This is a genomic window from Clostridium thermopalmarium DSM 5974, assembly GCF_002995795.1.
In the GTDB taxonomy this organism is placed as follows: domain Bacteria; phylum Bacillota; class Clostridia; order Clostridiales; family Clostridiaceae; genus Clostridium_H; species Clostridium_H thermopalmarium.
On the sequence record NZ_PVXN01000012.1, the window covers coordinates 15,062 to 36,968 of the forward strand.

The window sequence follows — 21,907 nt, forward strand, 5'->3', positions numbered from 1 at the left end:
AAGAGAAAGAACAAAAATAGCAATTAGGTATTGGCGAAATATGGGGGAGAGACTGGTGGACATATCAATAGATTTTTTAGGCATACAAAAAAAAATCCGAGAATGCGACTTTAAATATGTAGAGGGTATAGTTAAACAGGTAATTGGACTTACCATAGAGGTTGAAGGTATAAAGGCATTTGTTGGAGAAGTTTGCGATATATATAATGAAAAAAATAACCTTATACCATGTGAAGTTGTTGGATTTAAGGAGGATAACGTTATTTTAATGCCTTTAGGAGAGCTAAATGGTATTGCACCAGGGTGTAGAGTTGTTCCATTAAGAAAGCCTTTAAGCGCCAAATGTTCTGAAGAATTATTTGGAAAAGTCCTTGATGGACTTGGAAGACCTCTTAATGGCGAAAAGCTAAAAACAGGTGAGGATTATCCTTTGGATACTGCTCCGCCAGATCCTCTTAAAAGAAGAAGAATAAAGGAGGCCATTGCAACAGGAGTAAGAGCTATAGACGGATTTTTAACCTGTGGAGAAGGACAAAGAATAGGTATATTTGCTGGCAGCGGGGTTGGGAAAAGTACAACCTTAGGAATGATAGCAAGAGAAGCTAAAGCAGATGTAAATGTAATATCTCTAATTGGAGAAAGAGGAAGAGAAGTTTTAGATTTTATAGAAAAAGATTTAGGCGAAGAAGGACTAAAAAAGTCTATTATAGTGTGTGCTACTTCCGATCAGCCTGCTTTAGTAAGGTTAAAAGGAGCTTTTACAGCTACAGCCATAGCTGAATATTTTAGAGACAAAGGGAAAAAGGTTATATTAATGATGGACTCTGTAACTAGATTTGCTATGGCTCAAAGAGAGGTAGGACTTGCTATAGGAGAACCTCCAGCAACAAAGGGGTACACTCCTTCAGTGTTTGCTATGCTTCCAAGGCTTATGGAGAGATCTGGAATGTCTGATAAAGGTTCCATAACAGCCTTTTATACGGTCTTGGTGGATGGAGATGATTTTAATGAACCCATTGCAGATGCGGTAAGAGGTATACTAGATGGGCACATAGTGCTATCAAGAAGTTTAGCAGCTAAAAATCATTATCCAGCTATAGATATCTTAAGCAGTGTAAGCAGACTTATGTCAGAAATAGCTGATGAAGAACATAAAAAAGCAGCATCTTTTGCAAGAGACCTCCTAGCTACATATAAGAATTCAGAAGACTTAATTAATATAGGAGCTTATGTTAAAGGAAGCAATAAAAAGGTAGACTTATCAATACAATATTACGATGAAATAACTAATTATTTAAAACAAGGCATAAATGAACATAGTGATTTTAATGAAAGTATAAATAAACTTAAAAACATGTTTAAATAAAAACTCAGTTTAAAATAGAATCGAGGAATTAATATGTCTGGTTTTAGTTTTAGACTTCAAAAGATTCTTGATATTAGATATGCAAAAGAAGAAGAGAGCAAAAGAGAATTTAAGGCTGCTCAAGATGAAAAGAATTTAGTGGAAAAGAAATTAGAAACTTTGCAAAAGAGTTATGATAAATATTCTAAGTTTGATTTGAATTGTAGTGCTGTTGAAAGAAAGATAAGGCAGAACTATTGCAATGCACTAAAATTTAATATAGATGAAACTAGTATAGAACTTGAAAAAAAGGTGGAAATTTTAGAGAGAAAAAGAGAATTGCTAAAAAGTAGGCAAATTGAAAGAAAAACTGTAGAGATTTTAAGGGATAAACAGAAACAAGCTTATATTAAAGAGCAAAATCTAAGAGAACAGAATGCTAATGATGAATTTGCTCTTTATGGATATATAAGAAATTTAGGAGTTAAATAATAGAAAGGAGGTGGAGTTATGAGCAATTCAAGTATGAATATAAGTACTAATTTTGGCATTAATAATGCTGCTGCTAGCATGCCGCAAAATAATGTCACTAATTGTAATCAAAATAAAACTGAAAATACAGATTTTAAAAATATGCTAGACAAGCTAAATTTAAAGTCCAAGTTTAACAGCTTGAAAAGAACTTCTACAGATAAGAATATAAAAGAGGATTTATATGAAGAATTAGATAAAGATTTAAATAGTGATTTAGATAAACTATATGTATCTACAGAGCAGATTTTTTATTTACACACTAATGAAATAATGCAGATATTAGATAAAGTTTTTGATGATGAAAAAATAAAGGAATTACTTAGTGATATTGGTATTGATACTAATATTCATGGTGAATCTTTGTCTGATAATACTGCTGAAATATTTTTGAATAGTGAAAATGCTGAAAATATTTTAATGAGTGAACTTCAAACATTGATGAGTAAATCTAAGGATGATAGCATAAACAATTTAGATGATGCTAAAAAAAGCTCAAAAATAATAGATAGAATTTCAAGTGCTATAACTGCTAAGTTTTTTGAAGGGCTTGTTGAAAAAGGGGTAAATGAAAAACTAAATAATGAAATCTTCTTAAATAATTCTGAAAATTTATTTGGTATAAGCAACAGCAATTTAAATATTAACAGTGATAATTTAACTAATGTTTACACTAAATTGAATTTTATAAATGATGAATCAGCAATAGAAAAGCTTGTACAAGATATAAAAAATTCTATAAAGAATGCATTAAATAATGCTGTGGAGCAGAATATGCTCAATAAGGAAGAAATAAAAGTTGATGATGTAAAAATTGCTGTACAAGAGGCAATTGGAGAATCTTTAGAAAATATACAAAAAGAATGGATTAAAGAAAAGTCATTATTAAGTAATGAAAATCCTTCAATTAGACCTTATGAAGAAGTTATGGACAAGATTAAGGAAAAGCTATTTGAAAAAACTGCATCATCAATATCTAAGTTCTCTGCAAATAAAACAAATGTAAATCAAGATAAAAAAGAGCACAGCTTATCTACCTTAGAAAGTAAAGAGGATAGATTATTAAAAAATTTAGCTTTGGGAAATGAAAAGGATACAGATTATAAGTTTGATAGGGTAATGAATCTTATGAGTCATATTACAAAATCTGCTGATACTGTGTTCATAAACAAGTCAGAGAATATTGTAATTAATAGAGATACTTTAGTTAACGATATAATTAAGTCTGTAAAATATATGGAGCTAAATGATATAAAACAGATGACAGTAAAGATAATGCCAAAAGAACTTGGAGAAGTTACTATTAAAATTACTATGGAAAATGGAATTATGAAGGCTAATATTACTGCATCTAATAAAGATGCATATAACCTTATAAATTTAAATATTCAGGATTTAAATGAAAAGTTAAGCCATCAGCAAATAAAAATACAAAACTTTACCGTTGATATTTATAATGGAGATACTACATTTTTTAGTAGAGAAAACAGCAGTGAAAGGGACAGGCAGTTTAACAGCAAGAAAAATTCAGGAAGAGTTATAGCTGTAGATGACGATAGCGTGATTGAAGATACTTCATTATTAGATGAAGAGAATGGTGTAAATGTCTTTGTATAAGGAGGTAAACTTATGATAGATCCAGTTTTATCATCACAAACTGCAACAGAACGAGGCACTAAAATAGTAAAAAAGGGTCAAGAGATGGATAAAAATGCATTTTTAAAAATTTTAACTGCAGAATTAACTAATCAAGACCCTATGAATGCAAAAGATTCTACAGCCTATGTATCTCAGTTAGCTCAATTTACAAGCCTTGAACAAATGACAAACTTAAATAATACTATGAGTTTTAATTCCGCAACCAATCTTGTAGGAAAAACTGTGGCTTTAGATGTCTATGATGGAAATGGAAGGCAATACGGTGGAACTGTAGTGAATGTAGCTAGAGATGGAGATGAAATTAATCTGACTGTAAAAGTAGGAAAATATGAAGGAGATAAACTAATAGGATATGAAGAAAAAAAATTCTCCTTTAATGATGTGTCTGAAGTTTTGGATATTGGAGATTATAAGTCAGAAATGCTTCTATATTTGATTGATAACATATCATATACAAATAGCAACATGAATTTTATGCTAGCATCTAATTTAGTTAATAAGCAGGTTGAGTTAAGTGTAAAATCAGGTGATACTACAGAAAATTATTCAGGAACTGTAATTGAAGCTTTTAGAACATCAGATGGCATTAAATTGAAGGTTAGACTTGAAGACAGTGGAGAAGAAAAAGAATTTTATTATAATGATGTAGTAAAGGTAAAAGAATAGATGATTTTAGGTGATATCTATGGGTTATAGAGTGATAAATGGCAAATTATATCCCATTGGAAATTTTCCTCATAGTACTAGAAGTGAACAAATTTCAAATAAAAATAGTTCTAGTACATTTGAAGAAATTCTAAAAAAGGAAATTGATAAAAGTTCTAATTTTATAATATCAAATCATGCTGCAAAAAGGCTTGAAGATAGGAATATAAGATTTACTGAAGAAGACATGAACAGTATAAATAAAGGAATTAATATGGCAAGTGAAAAAGGAGCAAGAGATTCTTTAATTCTTTATAAAGATGTAGCATTAGTTGCAAGTATAAAGAACAGAACTATAATAACAGCAGTTGATAGAGATGAATCAAAAGGAAATGTGTTTACGAATATAGACAGCGTAGTGCTGTTATAGAGGCTGGACCGAAAGGAAGCCAAACTCTGATGAAAGACAGAGTCAGAGCAAATGAATTCATAAAAATATTTGAAAACATAAAAATTTTAATAGAAAGAGTTGGGGGTAATCAAAATGCTAAGATCTATGTATGCAGGAATAAGCGGAATGAAAGTTAATCAAACAAAGCTTGATGTAACAGGCAATAATATTGCTAATGTAGGAACTACTGCTTTTAAAGGTTCTAGAGTAAGATTTCAGGATATGCTAAGTCAAACTATTTCAGATGCTACAGCACCAGGAAGAACTCAAGGTGGTGTAAATTCAAAACAAGTAGGTATTGGAGTGCAGGTTGCAGGAATAGACACATTAGTAACTCAAGGTACGTTGCAGCCTACTAGTAGAAACTTAGATGTTGCAATAGATGGTGAAGGATATCTTATAGTTGGTAAAGGACCATTTCCGGAGGACAATGATACAGCGGTAATAATTGGTGGAGAAGATACAGATTTTGAGGAACAACATAAGATTTTAGAAAGTAATGGAATGAACATAAGTTATACAAGAGATGGAGCTCTTGTTAGAGACAGTAAGGGAAATCTATTAACGTCAGATGGATATAGAGTATTAGGATATTTTATTTCAAGTGATAATAGTGGTCCTAGCATAGATTATGGTGCAGTTGATGAAAAAGGACAACCTACTGTAAATTTTGTTGATCCTAATGATGAGGGATTTATGGCAGGCGAAACACTTGTTCCTCTTAGAATACCTGATACTGTGTTAAAGGATGGAGAAACTTTAAGAGTAACCAGTTTTTCAATTGAAAAAGACGGAGTTATAAAAGCTGTATTGGAGGATGGAAGCGTTACAGCTCTTGGACAAATTGCTATGGCATCTTTTACTAATCCAGCTGGACTTGAAAAAGTAGGTAATAATCTTTATAAAAATACAGCAAACTCAGGAGATGCAATAGTGAGAAGTGGAGTAGGTGCAGAAGATTTTGACAACAGTAATGCTTATGGAGATATTGTTAGTGGGTGTCTTGAAATGTCAAATGTTGATCTTGCAGAACAATTCACAGATATGATAGTAAGCACAAGGGCCTTCCAAGCAGCCAGCAAAACAATTAGTACAGCAGATGAAATTTTACAGGATATTATTAATCTTAAGAGATAATGATTACAACAATTGACAATGTATAATAAAAAATTGACAAATGATTTAAAGAAATTTTTCAAGAATTTCTTTAAGTCATTGTCAATTCTAAATTGTCAATTTAAAAGTGGAGGGTTGTTATGATAAATGTGACAGGCTTAAATAATAAGAAAATGTATTTAAATTCAGACCATATTGAAAAGATAGAACAGGTTCCAGAGACTATAATAACCCTTACCAATGGCAAAAAGTACATTGTGCTTGAAACACCACAAGAAGTTATAAATAGAGTTATAGAATACAAGAGAAAGATTTTTACATTGGGTTTATAGGAGGCAATTTATAATGAAAAGACAAGATATGCTAACTCTTGTAGGACTACTAGCAGGTAGTGGACTTATGGTTTACGGTATGCTAAGCGGTGGAGGAACATTTAAAATGTTTTATGACTTACCATCAATAGCAATTACCGTAGGAGGATCCTTTAGTGCTTTACTAATCAATTATCCTTTAAATGAGTTTAAAAGAATGGTTAAAGTTCTAATACAATCCTTTAAAGATAGCAGTATGGATGGATTATCTATAATTAGTGAATTTGGAGAGCTGTCTAAAAAAGCTAGACGTGAGGGATTATTATCCCTTGAAGATGATATTGATAAGATAGAGGATGAATTTTTAAAGAAAGGCCTTCAAATGGTGGTAGATGGAATTGAACCTGAAACTATAAGAGAAATCTTGGAGCTAGAGATAAGCGAGATGGAAAAAAGACATAAGGACGGTTCAGATATGCTAAGATCCTGGGCTGCTTATGCACCAGCTTTTGGTATGCTTGGTACTCTTATAGGATTAATTCAAATGCTTGCAAATCTTAATGATCCATCATCTCTTGGACCAGGTATGGGAAAAGCACTTATAACAACCTATTATGGTTCTCTTATTGCCAATTTGATCATGAATCCTATGGCATCAAATTTGAACTACAAAAGTAGTAGGGAGACTACTGCAAGAGAAATGATGTTAGAAGGTGTACTTGCAATACAGTCAGGAGTTAATCCAAGGATTGTAGAAGAAAAGCTAGTATCTTATTTAAATCCTTTAGATAAGAAAAAATATTATGAAGTGCAAGCAGCTAGTGAGGTGGGAGCAGATGTCTAAACGAAAAAAAAGAGAAGGCGACGAAATCAATACAGAGGCATGGCTAGCTACTTATGCAGATACAATTACTTTGGTTTTAACTTTTTTCGTTTTGTTATATTCCTACTCAAATATAGATGCTATAAAATTTCAAAAGATGACTAATTCTATACAATCTGTTTTTACTGGTGAAGCTGGTGATAGTATTTTAGAATTTAATAGCAATGGAGAAGTTCCTATTGTAGGGCCCCCTCAAGATTTAGCTCCTCAACAAGGAGGAGAAAACAGAGGAATGTATGATAAGGTTAAGAGCTTTGTTAAATCAAATGATCTTGAAAATATAGCTGAAATAAAGAGAGATTCTAAGGGAATTATAATCGAATTAAAAGATAATGTATTGTTTGATACTGGAAAAGCAGATTTAAAGGAGCCTAGTAAACAAGTTTTAGATAAAATTGCTAAACTCATAGCATCTATTCCAAATGAAATAATTGTAGAAGGGCATACAGACAATGTACCTATTCATAATTATCAGTTTGAAAGCAACTGGGAATTATCTACTCAAAGAGCTGTTAATGTATTAAAGTATTTTGTTGAAAGTAAAGGAATGAATCCTAAAAGATTTCAAGCGGCAGGGTATGGGGAACATAGACCTATAGTTCCAAATACTACATATGCCAACAAGGCGAAAAATAGAAGAGTTAATATATTAATTGTAGCAAGTGAAAAGGAGAATAAGTAATATGGCAGATGGAGAAAAGAAAACAACTTCAAAAGGAAATGTTTTAAAGGTAGCTATAATAGTACTATTATCAATAATCCTTTTAGGTGGTGGAATTTTTGCAGGATATTATATAGCCTATAAAGATAAAACTACTGAAACTTATATTAAGCCTGTTAGTACAGGTATAACACAAAAAACATTTTCTTTAGATGAATTTCTAGTAAATCTAAAATCAGATGGGACTTCAAGATATCTAAAAACACAGATATATGTAGGATATGCTGATGTTAAAGAAAATAAGGAGTTACAAGCAGAGTTAGAAAATAATAAAGCTATTTTAAGAGATGCTGTTAATACTGTGTTAAGATCAAAAAAGCCAGAAGATTTCTCAGAGGCTGGAGTTGAAAAGATGAAAGAGGAAATTAAGAATAAGATTAATCCCCTTTTAACAAAAGGACAGATTTTGGATGTATATTTCTATGAAATAATTGTTCAATAGTAGGGATGTTTAATATGGAAACCAAAGAAACTATAATAATGTTCTTTAAGGTAGTAGTATTTTTACCATTCATAATATTTTTAATATATTTGTTTTTTAAGTATGGAGGAGCTAAGCTTCAAGAAATGCAAAGTGGTAAACATATGAGAATATTGGATAGATTACCTTTGACAAAGGATAACTGTCTTTTAGTTGTGAAAATAGGTGAAAGGGGCTATGTAATTTCTTCGGCTCAGGGAAGAGTGGAAATATTAATGAAACTTAGTGATTTAGAACTTAGTGAAATTGAAAAAGATAATAAAATTCAGCAATATGGCAACTTTAAAGAAGTAGTATCTAAACTTATGGTAAAAAAGGAAGATAATAAATGAAAAAAAATAAAGTCTTATTAATGGGTTTAATTATATTTGTAATTATGTTTTTAGCAGGAGTAAAGGCATATGCAGCTCCAGAAACTTTACCAGTTCCTAAAATTGATATTTCGATAGATGGTGCAAGCTCTCCAAAGGATTATGTAGATAATATAAAGCTACTTATGGTTCTTACTGTACTTTCAGTTTTACCTTCATTCTTAGTAATGATGACTAGTTTTACTAGAATAATTGTAGTTTTAGGATTTACAAGAAATGCTTTAGGAACTCAGCAATCTCCTCCAAATCAAGTATTAGTTGGACTTGCTCTTTTTCTTACTATATTTATAATGTATCCAACTTACAATACTATTAATAGTGAGGCAGTCAAGCCATTCTTAGAAAATAAGATAAATCAGCAGCAAGCCTTAGAAAGAGCATCAAAACCGATACGTAAATTTATGTTGAAGGAAACGAGAGAAAAGGATTTAGAGTTGTTTTTGGATATTTCTAAGGCTGATAAATCTAAAATAACTAAAGACAATGCCCCACTTAAGGCAGTAATTCCCGCTTTTATAATAAGTGAACTTAAAACAGCGTTTACTATTGGATTCTTGATATATGTACCTTTTTTAATAATAGATATTGTGGTGGCAAGTATTTTGATGTCTATGGGAATGTTTATGCTGCCGCCAGTTATGATATCACTACCTTTTAAAATATTGTTGTTTGTAATGGTAGACGGATGGTATCTTCTAACAAAGTCGTTAGTTTTGGGATTTTCGTGAGGTGATATGAATGAGTGAAGATATGGTAATGGGTATATTAAAAGATGCAATTTCAACAGGAATTTTAGCAGCAGCACCTATTTTAATTGTATCCATAGTAATAGGGCTTGTAATAAGCATATTTCAAGCAACTACTCAAATACAGGAGCAAACTTTGACCTTTGTTCCTAAACTTATTGGGGTGGCAGTAGTAGGACTTATTACAGCTAAGTTTATAAATCAAACAGTTGTTGGGTTTGCTGAGAGAATATTTGCCATTATAGCTAACTTGACTAATTAGGTGGGGTGAACTTTGATTGATCTAACCTTTTTTACAGCATTTTTATTAATTTTTCTTAGAATGTCTTCATTTGTGATAGTCGTTCCTGTATTTTTCCCTAAAGGAACACCCCAAATATTGAAGATTATGTTTAGTGTAATAATAGCTTTTATATTATTACCAATAATTGATTATTCACACTTAAGTAGTATAAATAGCAACTTTCAATTAATAATATATTGCTTAAGTGAAATAAGCACAGGGCTTACCTTCGGATTTATTACAAGTTTATGCTTTTATTGTATAAGGATAGCAGGGTCCTTGATGGATATGCAAGTTGGATTTTCAATGATGTCTATGTTCGATCCAAGCTCTGAAGGTAATGTAACTTTAATAGAGAGAATTCTCTATTGGTTTAGTTTAATAGCCTTTTTAATAGTAGATGGACATCATATGCTTATTAAAGTATTAGTAGAAAGTCTTAAAATTATACCATTAGGAAAATTTATTTTATCTCAAAAAAGCCCTATGTTTATTATAGAAGTTTTTATTAAATATTTTGAATTAGGTTTGAGAATAGCAATACCTATAGTATTGATTATTATATTAGCAGATTTAACTATGGGACTTATGGCTAAGACTGTTCCACAGTTAAATATAATGATTTTAGGTCTTCCAGTAAAAATTTTACTAGGTTTAACAGTTTTATGTCTATGTCTTCCAGTGTTTTATAATATGTTTATTAATGCTTTTGATGATATACCAAGTGCTATAAGGCAACTTTATAAGCTAATACCTTTAGTTATAATCTTTGCATCAGATGATAAAACAGAAGAAGCTACTCCTCATAAACTGAGTGAAGCAAAGAAAAAAGGTCAAGTTCCAAGAAGTAAGGAGATTGGAAATGCCATTACTTTATTAGTTTCGACTATTATTTTAACAACTTTAGGGGAGTATGTTGTGAATTCTTTTAAGGAAGATATTATAGAATTTTTTACTGGATATTTAAATTTGGAGCTAAATGCAGATACTTTACAATCAATTATTTTTACTATTATGTTAAGATTTGCTATGGTTTTTTTCCCTGTTGTATTGCCTATTATGATTATGGGAATAGCAGCAAGTTTCCTTCAAACGGGATATATAAATACAACAGAACCATTGAAGCCTCAGTTTTCTAAGATAAATCCTATAAATGGATTTAAAAGAATGTTTTCTACTAGAACTGTAATTGAACTTATTAAAGACATTGCTGTAATTTCAATAGTAGGATTTGTAGGCTATGAATTTTTAAAAAGCAATTTTAGAAAAGTCTTAACTATGGGGAATTTAAAATTCCCCATAATTATAACCACCTTTTTAAAGTTGGCTTCTAATGTATTTTTTAGAATAGCTTTAGTTATGGCAGTTATAGCAATACTAGATTTTGTTTATCAAAAGTTTCAATTTAAGAGAGATATGAGGATGACAAAGCAGGAAGTAAAAGAGGAATTTAAGCAGATGGAAGGAGATCCTCAGGTAAAAGGAAAGATAAAACAGAAGCAAAGAGAAATTGCTGCAAGAAGAATGATGCAAAGTGTTCCAAATGCTTCTGTTGTAATTACAAACCCTACCCATATTGCAGTAGCTTTAAAGTATGAAGAGGGGAAGAATAATGCTCCTGTTCTTGTTGCAAAAGGGAGTGGGTACGTGGCAATAAAAATTAAGGAAATTGCAAAAGAAAGTGGTGTACCAATTATAGAGAATAAGCCTTTAGCAAGATTAATATTTAACGAAGTAGAATTAGAAAGGGAAATTCCTTCAGAAATGTATCAAGCTGTAGCTGAAATTTTAGCACTAGTATATAAACTGAGAAGAAGAAAATAGAGGGTGAATGTTTTGGAAAGTGGTAGAAAACTAAAACTCAATGCAAAAAATTATTTGGATATGGCAGTAGCCTTTGGGGTTATGGGAATAGTTATGATGATAATTATACCTATGCCAACTACGCTTTTAGATGTTTTTATAGCTTTTAATATAACTATTGCTACAATTACTTTGTTATTAACTATGTTTACAACAGAGGTACTGCAATTTTCAGTATTTCCAACTCTTCTTTTAATAACCACCTTGTTTAGATTAGGACTTAATATATCTTCTACAAGGCTTATATTAAAAGATGCATATGCAGGAAAAATAATTGAGACCTTTGGTAACTTTGTTACTGGAGATAATTATGTAGTTGGAATAATTATATTTTTAATTATAGTAGTTATTCAATTTGTTGTAATTACTAATGGTGCAGGCAGAGTATCTGAAGTATCTGCAAGATTTACATTGGACGCTATGCCTGGGAAGCAGATGAGTATAGATGCGGATTTAAATGCAGGACTTATATCAGAAGTTGAAGCAAGGCAGAGGCGTGAAAAGATTCAAGAAGAGGCAAATTTTTATGGAGCAATGGATGGTGCTTCAAAATTCGTAAAAGGAGATGCCATAGCAGGAATTATTATTACCATTATAAATATTGTTGCAGGAATCATAATTGGAGTTATTATGAAAGGAATGTCTGCTAGTGATGCTGCTGAAACTTATATAAAACTTACTGTAGGTGATGGCCTTGTATCCCAGATACCTGCTCTTTTGATATCTACTGCCTCAGGTATATTGGTAACTCGTTCTTCTGCAAGTGAGAATTTTGGTAACTTACTGGTAAAACAATTAACAGGTTTTCCTAAGGTCTTAGCAGTTGCTTCTGCAATGCTTTTATTTTTAGGACTTATACCTGGACTACCTAAGATGGCTTTTCTTATATTGGCAGTTGCTACAGGATTAAGTGCATACCTTTTATATAAAGATGAAAAGGAGCAAATTATTCAACAGATTCAGACAGAACAAGAAGAACTTATTGAAACAGAGAGAAGAGAGCCTGAGAATGTGACGAGCCTAATTTCTGTGGAACCAATGGAAATAGAAATAGGGTATGGCTTAATTCCACTTGCAGATGAGGCGTCAGGAGGAGATCTTCTTCAGAGAATTGCTTCTGTACGACGCCAATGTGCTATTGAAATGGGAATTATAGTTCAACCTATAAGAATAAGAGATAATTTGCAGTTAAAGACAAATGAGTATGTAATAAAAATAAGGGGCACTGTTATAGCAAAAGGTGAACTTATGCCAAATATGCTTCTTTGCATGGATCCTACTGGAGAAAACATAGAACTTCAGGGAATTAGAACAATTGAGCCAACCTTCAATTTACCTGCATTATGGATAAATAATGATCAAAGAGAAGAAGCAGAGATTAAGGGATTAACAGTAGTAGATCCTACCACTGTTATGGTTACTCACTTAACAGAAACCATAAAAGCTCATTCTTACGAATTGCTCGGAAGACAGGAAACAAAATTAATATTGGATACAGTAAAAGAAAAATACAATACTGTCGTGGAAGAGCTTATTCCTGACTTAATGACTATAGGAGAAGTTCAGAAGGTTCTTCAGAATCTTTTAAGAGAAAAAGTACCAATAAAAGACATGGTAACAATATTGGAGTCTTTAGCTGATAATTCAAGGAATACAAAGGATATAGAAGTGCTTACAGAATACGTAAGGTTTGCACTTGCAAGAAATATTTGCAACCCTTTAGTTGATGAAAATGGAGTAATTACAGTAGCTATACTTTCGCCAGAGCTAGAAGAGATAATAGGAAATAATATTCAAAAATCTATGCAGGGTTCATTCCCAGCAGTTGATCCAGAAACTACAGGAAAAATATTTGAATCCATAAAAAATATTATAGACACTGTGCATTTTTATGAGAACCAGCCTGTAATTTTAGTTTCCCCTAAGGTAAGACCAGCATTTAGAAAACTTACTGAAATGGTATTTCCTAATTTAACAATAATATCTTTAAATGAAGTACCAAATGATGTAGAAATTAGAACTGAAGGAGTTGTGACTTGCTAATGATAGTTAAGAAGTATGTTGTTACCAGCATGAATGAAGCTATGGATAGGATAAGGCAGGAATTAGGTAAAGATGCAATAATAATAAGTCAGAGAAAGATAAAAAGACCTGGATTAAGAGGGCTGTTTTCCCCAAAGATTTTAGAAGTTACAGCAGCTGTTGATAGTAAAAAAAGCGACATAGATGAAAATATGAAAAATAGTATAGATGCCATAAAAAAGGTTATGGAGAAAAAGAGTCCAAGCACAAAAGATAAAGTTTATGATGAAAAATATTTTCCTAAGGATGAGATTTTAGCAGAAATGCAACAGATGAAAGAGATGATAGCCAATATAAGCCAAACTGCGATTACTACAACAGATTTAAATAAAAGCAAACTATATAAAACTTTGGAGGAAAGTGGCTTAAATGAAAGGGTAATAAAAAAAATATTAACAAGGGTCAGAGATATGGATGAAAGTATTGAAGAAGAGGAGAAAGTTAAAATTGCAATCGAAGATATGATAAACATATCTCATTCGAATATGGAGGGGCCAGTAGTGTTTGTGGGCCCTACAGGAGTAGGAAAAACTACTACTATAGCAAAGATTGCAGGAAAACTTGCTCTTATAGAAAAGAAAAAGGTTGGACTTATAACTGTGGATACATATAGGATTGGAGCAGTAGAACAACTAAGTACTTATGCTGATATAATGTCTATACCTTTTGAAGCTGTATTTTCTGTAAAGGAAATGGGTAGCGCATTAGAGAGTATGAAGGACTGTGAAGTAATTTTAATAGATACTACAGGAAGAAATAGCAAAAATGCTATGCAAATTGCGGAACTTAATTCTTTTGTTCAAAAAGCTAATTCTAAGAATATATATATGGTCATAAGCAGTACTACAAAAAATAAGGATATAGATGCTATTTTACAAGGGTATAAGGTCCTTAATTTCAATAACGTTATAATAACCAAGTTAGATGAAACAACTACCTATGGATCCATACTCAATATTTTAGATAGTGCAGAGAAACCTTTAAGCTTTGTGACTACTGGACAAAATGTTCCAGATGATTTTAAAGAATTAACTGCGGAGGAGATTAGCAGACTTATACTAGGAGAGGATCTTATATGTTAGACCAGGCTCAAAGACTTAGGCAATTGGTGAAAGAAAAAAGTATAGATATTGAAAGAACTGGAGATGAAGCAAAGATTATTACAGTGACTTCTGGAAAAGGGGGAGTAGGTAAGAGTAATTTTGTTGTGAATTTAGGCATTACCCTTCAAAAGATGGGAAAATCTGTTTTAATCTTTGATGCTGATGTGGGAATGGGTAATGATGATGTTCTAATGGGCTTTTTACCCAAGTATAATGTATATGATGTAATATTTAAAAATAAGAAAATAGAGGATGTTATAATAGAAGGACCTTTTGGAGTGAAGCTTCTACCAGGAGGTACAGGCATTAATAAAGTAGATGAGATAGATGAGAAAAGAAGAAGTGAGTTCCTTAACAAGTTAAGTGCTTTAAAAGGATTCGATTTTATATTAATGGATACAGGAGCTGGAATAAATAGAACTGTTCTTGGATTTATAAAATGTTGTGAAGAGCTTATTATAGTTACAACTCCAGAACCTACAGCTTTGACAGATGCCTATAGCCTTATTAAAGTTGTTAATCATTTTAACCTTAGGAATACAGCAAAGATCGTAGTGAATAGGGTAATAGATGCTAAGGAAGGCGAATTAATTTTTAATAGGTTTAGCAGTGTAGTAAATAAATTTTTGAGTATGAGAGTAGAGCATCTTGGCAGTATATCAGAAGATAGAAAACTTATACAGTCTGTAAGGAAGCAAAAACCTCTTGCAGTGAATTTCCCTGAATGTGATGCAGCTTTAGATATTAGAAATATAGCATTAAAGCTATGCGGAGAAAATATAGGGCAAAAGGGTGAGGGAATACAAGGATTGTTTAAAAAAATATTTACTATCTTTTCATAAGGAGGAACATAAATGGCTGAACTAAAATTTAAGGTGAATAACAGAGTAGAAATAATATCTGAGGAAGGAGTATTTATCTGCGATATTCAAGATATTAAAGATGAATATATAGCTATAAGCATTCCAATAAAAGATTTTCAATACTTACCCTTAAGAAAAGATGAAAAAATTGAAGTTTTATATTATGACGATGGGAGTATATATAAGTTTTCCTCCATAGTTGTTAAAAGAGATAAATCTAATATACCATTGATTTGGATAAGTATGCCTAATAAGTTTGAAAAAATTCAAAGGAGAAAGTTTGTTCGTGTACCTTTGGTTTATGAAACAAAATGTGCTTTAGTAAATAGAAATTTGGAATTAAGTAAAAAAGAGCTGTGTAATGTAAGATTTCAAAAAGGAACTATATTAGATTTAAGTGGAGGAGGAGTTAGGCTTAAAACAGATATAGCAGCTCAAAAAGATGATGTATTAGCTTTAATTATACCTATAAGTAGGGGGCATATTATTGTAAAAGGAGAGGTGAAAAGGACCTCAACAGATGAATTAGGAGAGATGGTTTATGGCATAAATTTTATAGACTTGAAGACTATGGAGCAGGAAAAGATAATAAGGTTTGTATTTCAGGTTATGAGAGAACACATGAAAAAGGGGTTAAGGGAGGAGTAAATATGTCCATAGCTAGCAGTATAGATGTAAGAGAGCAAATAGTAAAAAGATATATTCCATTAGTAAAATATATTGCTTCTAGAGTAATTATAGGAAAGAGCAAGTATATAGAGTTTGAGGACTTGCTTAGTTATGGTATGGTAGGACTTATGGATGCTTTAAATAAGTTTGATGAGAGTAAGGGCATGAAGTTTTCAACTTATGCTTCAATACGTATAAGGGGCTCTATGATAGATGAGATTAGAAAAAATAGTCCTATCTCGAAAGGTGCTATGGATAAATTAAATAGATATAATACTGCGATAGAGCTGCTTCAAAAGAAAAATTTAAAGGATCCAAGCAATATAGAGATAGCAGAGGAACTTGGTATAACTGTAGAAGAAGTAGGAGAGATAGAGAATTTTATAAATTATATATCAGTTGTATCTCTTGAAGACTTAATTTTTTCGGAAGATGATGATATGTCTTTAATGGGAACCATTGAAGACAAAAAGAGTCCTAATCCTGAAAATGCCTTAGAGGAACAGGAAAAAATTGAATATTTAACAAAAGCGTTGGAGATGTTAAATGAAAAGGATAGGACTGTATTATCTTTGTATTATTATGAAGGAATGACATTAAAAGAGATTGGGAAAGTACTAGGAGTTTCAGAATCTAGGGTATGTCAACTTCACAGTAGGGCTATAATTCATCTCAGAAAGATGATGAGTAAGCTTAAATACGAAATTTAAGTAAGGAGTTGACTAAGATATGGGTACGGCCATAACTCTGCTTATAATTGGACTAGCTTTGATAGTTTTAAATTTAAGAGCTATAAAAAAAGAAAAAAATTCTTTTCAAGGAATTCTTAATACAGCAGAAACAGATATGAAAGATATAGAAGTAGAAATAGGCAAACTTCGTAAGGAATTTGCAGAAACCTTATTAGAAGTTCAAACTCAAATAGTTAGTTTGGAAAAAAGTATAGAGAATAATAAAGGCATATACGATAATAAAAGCATAGAAAATGATGAAAGTGACGAAACAATGGAATTAGATACTGTACATAAAAAAATATATAAAGATATAGTAGATTATAACGATAACATAATTGATGTTGTAGATATTGATTTTAGTAAAATAAACAATATCAATGAAGAAATTAGTGAAGATAAAGAAGAAAAAAATAATAATATAAAGATAAATGAAATTAAAAAACTTATAGATGAGGGACTTAGTACTGAGGAGATAGCAGATAAGCTAAAAATAGGTAAGGGGGAAATACTATTAATAAAAGATCTATACTTAAAATAAAAGACATTATAGATTTTTTAAGTGACAGAAGAGTTCTTATAGGAATAGGTATAGGAATTATTATTTCAACGTTACTCATGATAAATGTAAAAATAAGAACTAATTTATCCAGATACGAAATTGAAATGAAAGCAAGAGAATATGGAATGGAATATAAAAGTGAACATAAAGTTATAGAAGAAACGTCTAGTTATAATAATTTAAAAAACGATGAGGTGAAAAAATGATTAGAGGAATATATACTGCGGTTTCAGGCCTTGTTACTCAGGAAGCAAAGCAGGATGTTATAAGCAATAATCTAGCAAATGTAAATACTGTGGGATATAAAAAAGATAATTTAATAGCTAAAAAATTTGATGATGTATTGATGCAAAATTATGATAAGATTGTAAATGGACAAAATGTTAGAAATGTCATAGGAAGTTTATCTATGGGAAGCAAAATAGATGAGACCTATATAAACTTTAATCAGGGTACAATTGAAGCTACTGATAAGGATACTGATTTTGCAATAGAAGGAAGAGGATTTTTTACAGTAGCAAGAAATAATGGTATAGAAACTCAAAATTACTATACAAGAGATGGACATTTTCATGTAAATAGTAATGGATATTTAGTAAATGACATGGGAGATATGGTATTAGGAAGAAATGTTAGCTCAGGAGCATTAGAACCTATTAATGTTATAGTAAATGGTGATATAGCAAGTATTAAATGTAGTGCAAATGGTGATATAAGTTTAAATAATACTCCTGCTTATCAATTAGAAATAGTAGATTTTGAAGACTATACAACGCTAAATAAGATTGAAGACAATCTTTATAGAGGAGAAAATCCTGTTCAACTTACAGATAAAAAGGTAGTTCAAGGATCCTTAGAAAGATCTAATGTAGACGTTATGAGTGAGATAGCAGATATGATGATGACTTTGAGAACATTTGAAAGTAATCAAAAGGTTGTTCAAGCTTTAGATGAGACTTTGGGAAAAACTGTTAATGAAGTTGGAAAAGTTGGTTAAATTTCATATAGGAGGCACTAATTTATGATAAGAAGCATATGGAATTCCAGAAGCGGTATGTCAGCTCAAATGGAAAAGATGGATATTATTTCAAACAATATAGCTAATATTAATACTGCAGGATATAAGAAGAAAGAGATTAATTTTAGCAACTTAATGCAAGAAACATTGAAAAGAAGAGGATATCCAGTAGACGGAAATAAACAAGAAAATGCTGTTTTTACTGGAACTGGTGTTAGGGTTTCTGAGGTGCAAATGGATAATTTGCAGGGAAGTCTATTACAAACAGATAAGAATACAGACTTAGCAATAGATGGAGTTGGCATGTTTAAAGTAATTGATCCTAATGGAAATGAAGCTTATACAAGAGCAGGAACATTTAAGATTGATAAAAATGGCACCATTGTTGACAGTAATGGAAATAGACTTGTTATATTAGATCAAAATGGTATAAACGTGAATAACCAAAATGGAAATTTTGTGGAGAAGGACTTTATAGTAGATAATAAAGGAAATCTTATAAGTGACAGATATAATGGTCTTAGAATACCTATATATAAAACTATAGGAAGCAATTCTATGAAAAGCATAGGAAATAATTTGTATGTTCCTGAAGTAACAGTTGATGAAAATGGATTAGAACAACAGGCTAGAGTTATAGAAAGTGGAGATGCAGATATACTCCAAGGATTTGTTGAAAACTCAAATGTAGATTTAGGAAAAGAAATGGCTGATATGATTATAACTCAGAGAGCATTTCAATTAAATTCATCCGCTCTTAAGACAGCAGATGAAATGTGGCAAATGGCAAATAATTTACGAAGTAGATAAAAATTTAATCAATAAATTCATAAAAATAGAATTATTCGTTTACCTTCCTACATATGATTATAGTGGACATATGTTTAGGAGGGATTTTTTATTTAAAATTTAAAGGAGTGAGTAATTTGGGATAGGGTATTTATTTGGATGTTTGTTAAGTATTTTATTATGGAGATTTAATAGACAAATATTCTTTAGAAACATAGACTTAAAGTTAAGAGGCATTATAAGAGACACAAATCTTCTTCAGAGTTTATATCTTATATTTGGAATATTAATATGCTTAATTGTAGAATTAAATTTTAAAGGGCAAATATATAATGGCATAACTGCGTTTTTAGTATTAGATATAAGTAATTCTGAAAGAGAGAATTTATCTTTAAAGGAAAAAGCCGACTTTTATAACACCATATCAAAAATAACAAGAGCAATTGTTTGCGGGTTTACAGCACCTTTATTCTATATAGTTCTATTAGGTAATTATGCTGCAATTTTATATATGATCATTTATAATTTAAGCTTTAATAAAGATAATAAAATAGTTATAAAGGTTTGGAAAATACTTACTATAATTCCTTCTATGTTAATGCAGGGATTTTTATACTTTATATATATTATAAGACATAAAGATTTTAAAGTGGATTTTAAAGGAGATTATTTATCTAACATATTTAGTAAACCTCTTTTGAATGTTAATATTTTGGCAGCCTACATAGAATCTGTAAACTTTTACTATTATTTTGAAGGTAAGAATAAAAAAGACTATATTAAAAGCTATGGAAGATATAAAAAAGACATAGAATATGTGCACATTAAAGACTATATAGGGGTTGCATATACAGTATGCATGATAAATTTTATAGGATTTTTCTATTTACTACTTTTGAACTCAAATTAGATTTTAAATCAAATAAAAATTAGGGTTTATATATAAACCCTAATTTTTATTTGCTAGCCTCTATGGCTGCTGTAAGAGGTGGGATTACTTGTTTCTTTCTTGATAATAAGTTTGGAACATAAGCAGAATTATCTTTTAAAGTAACATTAAATGCTTTAGTTACGTACTCAGTCTTATCTCCAACAGCTATTACTTGTGAACCATTTTGAATTATATCAGTTAAAAGTAACATAAGAAGATCGAATTTTTCAGTATGGCATTTTTCTTCCATATAAGCTAACATTTCATCTTTTAGAGAATTAAATCCTTCAAGATCCATAGTACTTACTTGAGCTACTCCTATTTTATTATCTAGGAGAGTAAATACTTTGAAGTCTGTATTAAAAATCTCGTCCACACTTCTACCAGCAAAGGATGTTCCGGCTTTAAACATTTCTTTAGCATATTCTTCAGCATCAATATCAGCTATTTTTGTAAGTCTGTTCAGCATAATTCTGTCAAAGTTAGTAGCAGTTGGTGATTTAAATAAAAGGGTATCAGATATTATAGCGCTTGCTAGAAGACCAGCTGCTTGTTTTGAAGGTCTGATTCCATTTTCAAAAAATATAGAAGCTATTATAGAAGCTGTACATCCCACAGGTTCATTTCTAAAGTATATAGGATTACCTGTTTGCAAATCAGCAATTCTATGGTGATCTATAACCTCTATTATTTCAGCATCCTCAAGCCCTTCTACGGATTGAGATATTTCATTATGGTCCACTAAAATTACTTTCTTGTTAACTTGAGATATTAAGTGATATCTTGAAATAGTACCAAGCACCTTATTATTATTATCAAGAACAGGATAATTTCTAAATCTAGTCTTAGCCATAACACTTTTTACGTCTTCAACATAGTCTGTATCCTTAAAATGAATAATTTCCTCTGTAGTCATAACATATCTTACAGGGATACTTTGAATTATCATTCTAGCTGCTGTAAAGGAATCATAAGGGGTAGTTATAATAGAGCAGCCTTTATTCTTAGCTTTCTCTAGTACTTCAGGGCTTATATCATGATTTCCTGTAACTATCATAAGAGAAGCTTTACCTTCTATTATAGCTTCTTGGTTATCCTCTCTATTTCCGCATATAACTATATCACCTGGTTCCATAATTTTTCTCAAGCTATTAGGTTCCATAGCAGCAACTAAAATCTTTCCTGTGTATTTTTCTAAATCTTTATTTTGATATATTGATTTACCAGCTAGGGTATCAACTATATTTTCAAAAGAGGTGTTGCTCTTAGCTAAAATATAATTATCCCATATATCCATATAGGTTGTAGTTAAGTTTGAAAGACTGACAAGTCCTATAAAGGTATCATCGTTATCTACTACAGGTAAAGTTTTTACATTATTTTTTTTCATTAAAGTCCATGCAGTTTTTAAAGAAGTTTCTGGGTATACAGGTGGGACTTTATCCATATTCAAGTCCTTAACTTGAGCTTTTAAACTTTCAACAAAACGAGGCTTTTTTACTCCAAAATAATCTAATACAAATTGAGTTTCTCTGCTCACTTCACCTATTCTAATGGGTATTGCGTTTAAACCAGCAGATTTATTCTTGAATTCTGCATAAGCAAGAGCAGAACATATTGAATCTGTATCTGGGTTTTTATGTCCTGTAATGTAAACTACATCTTTCATCTAATGTTCCTCCTATAATAATAAAAATTACTTTACTATTTTACCATAAAACCAGTATATTTTATAATTTTTTAAAAAAATATA

General features: G+C 30.9%; 24 protein-coding genes. 23 read left to right on the plus strand and 1 reads right to left on the minus strand.

Going from position 1 to position 21,907, the window contains the following annotated elements:
- The first annotated feature begins 40 nt into the window (after positions 1-40).
- From fliI to CPAL_RS03470, 23 genes are all read left to right on the plus strand, one after another.
- Positions 41-1,366, plus strand: a complete 1,326-nt coding sequence (gene fliI, locus CPAL_RS03360; protein WP_420535961.1) for a flagellar protein export ATPase FliI — start codon at positions 41-43, stop codon at positions 1,364-1,366.
- Between the two features lie 33 nt (positions 1,367-1,399).
- Positions 1,400-1,837, plus strand: coding sequence for a flagellar export protein FliJ (gene fliJ, locus CPAL_RS03365; protein WP_061857318.1), 438 nt, complete (start codon positions 1,400-1,402; stop codon positions 1,835-1,837).
- 18 nt (positions 1,838-1,855) lie between these two features.
- Positions 1,856-3,493, plus strand: a complete 1,638-nt coding sequence (locus CPAL_RS03370; protein ID WP_242976280.1) for a flagellar hook-length control protein FliK — start codon at positions 1,856-1,858, stop codon at positions 3,491-3,493.
- Positions 3,494-3,505: 12 nt separating this feature from the next.
- Positions 3,506-4,201: a flagellar hook assembly protein FlgD gene (locus tag CPAL_RS03375; RefSeq protein ID WP_106024106.1), complete on the plus strand. Its 696-nt coding sequence runs from the start codon at positions 3,506-3,508 to the stop codon at positions 4,199-4,201.
- 19 nt (positions 4,202-4,220) lie between these two features.
- Complete coding sequence (locus CPAL_RS03380) at positions 4,221-4,610, plus strand: TIGR02530 family flagellar biosynthesis protein (RefSeq protein WP_061857321.1); 390 nt, start codon at positions 4,221-4,223, stop codon at positions 4,608-4,610.
- A 114-nt stretch (positions 4,611-4,724) separates the two neighbouring features.
- Positions 4,725-5,768: a flagellar hook-basal body complex protein gene (locus CPAL_RS03385; RefSeq protein WP_106024107.1), complete on the plus strand. Its 1,044-nt coding sequence runs from the start codon at positions 4,725-4,727 to the stop codon at positions 5,766-5,768.
- Between the two features lie 119 nt (positions 5,769-5,887).
- Positions 5,888-6,079 (plus strand): flagellar FlbD family protein, encoded by a 192-nt coding sequence (locus CPAL_RS03390; RefSeq protein ID WP_061857323.1) that lies wholly within the window; start codon positions 5,888-5,890, stop codon positions 6,077-6,079.
- Positions 6,080-6,092: 13 nt separating this feature from the next.
- A complete protein-coding gene (locus CPAL_RS03395) occupies positions 6,093-6,902 on the plus strand; it encodes a motility protein A (RefSeq protein ID WP_061857324.1) in 810 nt (269 codons plus the stop codon).
- Positions 6,895-7,623, plus strand: coding sequence for an OmpA family protein (locus tag CPAL_RS03400; protein ID WP_061857325.1), 729 nt, complete (start codon positions 6,895-6,897; stop codon positions 7,621-7,623). Before CPAL_RS03395 ends, CPAL_RS03400 begins: the two co-directional genes overlap by 8 nt.
- Position 7,624: 1 nt before the next feature.
- Positions 7,625-8,104 (plus strand): flagellar basal body-associated FliL family protein, encoded by a 480-nt coding sequence (locus tag CPAL_RS03405; RefSeq protein WP_061857326.1) that lies wholly within the window; start codon positions 7,625-7,627, stop codon positions 8,102-8,104.
- 14 nt (positions 8,105-8,118) lie between these two features.
- Positions 8,119-8,475 (plus strand): flagellar biosynthetic protein FliO, encoded by a 357-nt coding sequence (locus tag CPAL_RS03410; RefSeq protein WP_106024108.1) that lies wholly within the window; start codon positions 8,119-8,121, stop codon positions 8,473-8,475.
- Positions 8,472-9,242: a flagellar type III secretion system pore protein FliP gene (fliP, locus tag CPAL_RS03415; RefSeq protein ID WP_061857328.1), complete on the plus strand. Its 771-nt coding sequence runs from the start codon at positions 8,472-8,474 to the stop codon at positions 9,240-9,242. Before CPAL_RS03410 ends, fliP begins: the two co-directional genes overlap by 4 nt.
- A 10-nt stretch (positions 9,243-9,252) precedes the next feature.
- A complete protein-coding gene (locus CPAL_RS03420; RefSeq protein ID WP_061857329.1) occupies positions 9,253-9,522 on the plus strand; it encodes a flagellar biosynthetic protein FliQ in 270 nt (89 codons plus the stop codon).
- A 12-nt stretch (positions 9,523-9,534) separates the two neighbouring features.
- Positions 9,535-11,367: a fused FliR family export protein/FlhB family type III secretion system protein gene (locus tag CPAL_RS03425; protein WP_106024109.1), complete on the plus strand. Its 1,833-nt coding sequence runs from the start codon at positions 9,535-9,537 to the stop codon at positions 11,365-11,367.
- 60 nt (positions 11,368-11,427) lie between these two features.
- Positions 11,428-13,449 (plus strand): flagellar biosynthesis protein FlhA, encoded by a 2,022-nt coding sequence (flhA, locus tag CPAL_RS03430; RefSeq protein ID WP_061857596.1) that lies wholly within the window; start codon positions 11,428-11,430, stop codon positions 13,447-13,449.
- On the plus strand, positions 13,449-14,570 hold the full coding sequence (gene flhF, locus CPAL_RS03435; protein WP_061857331.1) for a flagellar biosynthesis GTPase FlhF: 1,122 nt from the start codon (positions 13,449-13,451) through the stop codon (positions 14,568-14,570). Before flhA ends, flhF begins: the two co-directional genes overlap by 1 nt.
- Positions 14,564-15,433, plus strand: coding sequence for a MinD/ParA family protein (locus tag CPAL_RS03440; protein WP_106024110.1), 870 nt, complete (start codon positions 14,564-14,566; stop codon positions 15,431-15,433). Before flhF ends, CPAL_RS03440 begins: the two co-directional genes overlap by 7 nt.
- A gap of 12 nt (positions 15,434-15,445) precedes the next feature.
- Positions 15,446-16,102: a flagellar brake protein gene (locus CPAL_RS03445; protein ID WP_106024111.1), complete on the plus strand. Its 657-nt coding sequence runs from the start codon at positions 15,446-15,448 to the stop codon at positions 16,100-16,102.
- A 2-nt stretch (positions 16,103-16,104) separates the two neighbouring features.
- Positions 16,105-16,833: a FliA/WhiG family RNA polymerase sigma factor gene (locus tag CPAL_RS03450; protein ID WP_106024112.1), complete on the plus strand. Its 729-nt coding sequence runs from the start codon at positions 16,105-16,107 to the stop codon at positions 16,831-16,833.
- Between the two features lie 19 nt (positions 16,834-16,852).
- A complete protein-coding gene (locus tag CPAL_RS03455) occupies positions 16,853-17,395 on the plus strand; it encodes a hypothetical protein (protein WP_061857335.1) in 543 nt (180 codons plus the stop codon).
- 223 nt (positions 17,396-17,618) lie between these two features.
- Positions 17,619-18,413 (plus strand): flagellar hook-basal body complex protein, encoded by a 795-nt coding sequence (locus tag CPAL_RS03460; protein ID WP_061857336.1) that lies wholly within the window; start codon positions 17,619-17,621, stop codon positions 18,411-18,413.
- 24 nt (positions 18,414-18,437) lie between these two features.
- The gene (locus tag CPAL_RS03465; RefSeq protein WP_106024113.1) at positions 18,438-19,244 is read left to right on the plus strand and encodes a flagellar hook-basal body complex protein; all 807 of its coding nucleotides are present in this window, start codon (positions 18,438-18,440) and stop codon (positions 19,242-19,244) included.
- 142 nt (positions 19,245-19,386) lie between these two features.
- Entirely contained in the window at positions 19,387-20,133 is a 747-nt protein-coding gene (locus CPAL_RS03470; protein WP_061857338.1) for a hypothetical protein, read from the plus strand.
- A gap of 46 nt (positions 20,134-20,179) precedes the next feature.
- On the opposite strand, the gene CPAL_RS03475 is transcribed toward CPAL_RS03470, so the two are convergent.
- Positions 20,180-21,823, minus strand: a complete 1,644-nt coding sequence (locus CPAL_RS03475; RefSeq protein WP_061857339.1) for a putative manganese-dependent inorganic diphosphatase — start codon at positions 21,821-21,823, stop codon at positions 20,180-20,182.
- Positions 21,824-21,907 lie beyond the last annotated feature (84 nt).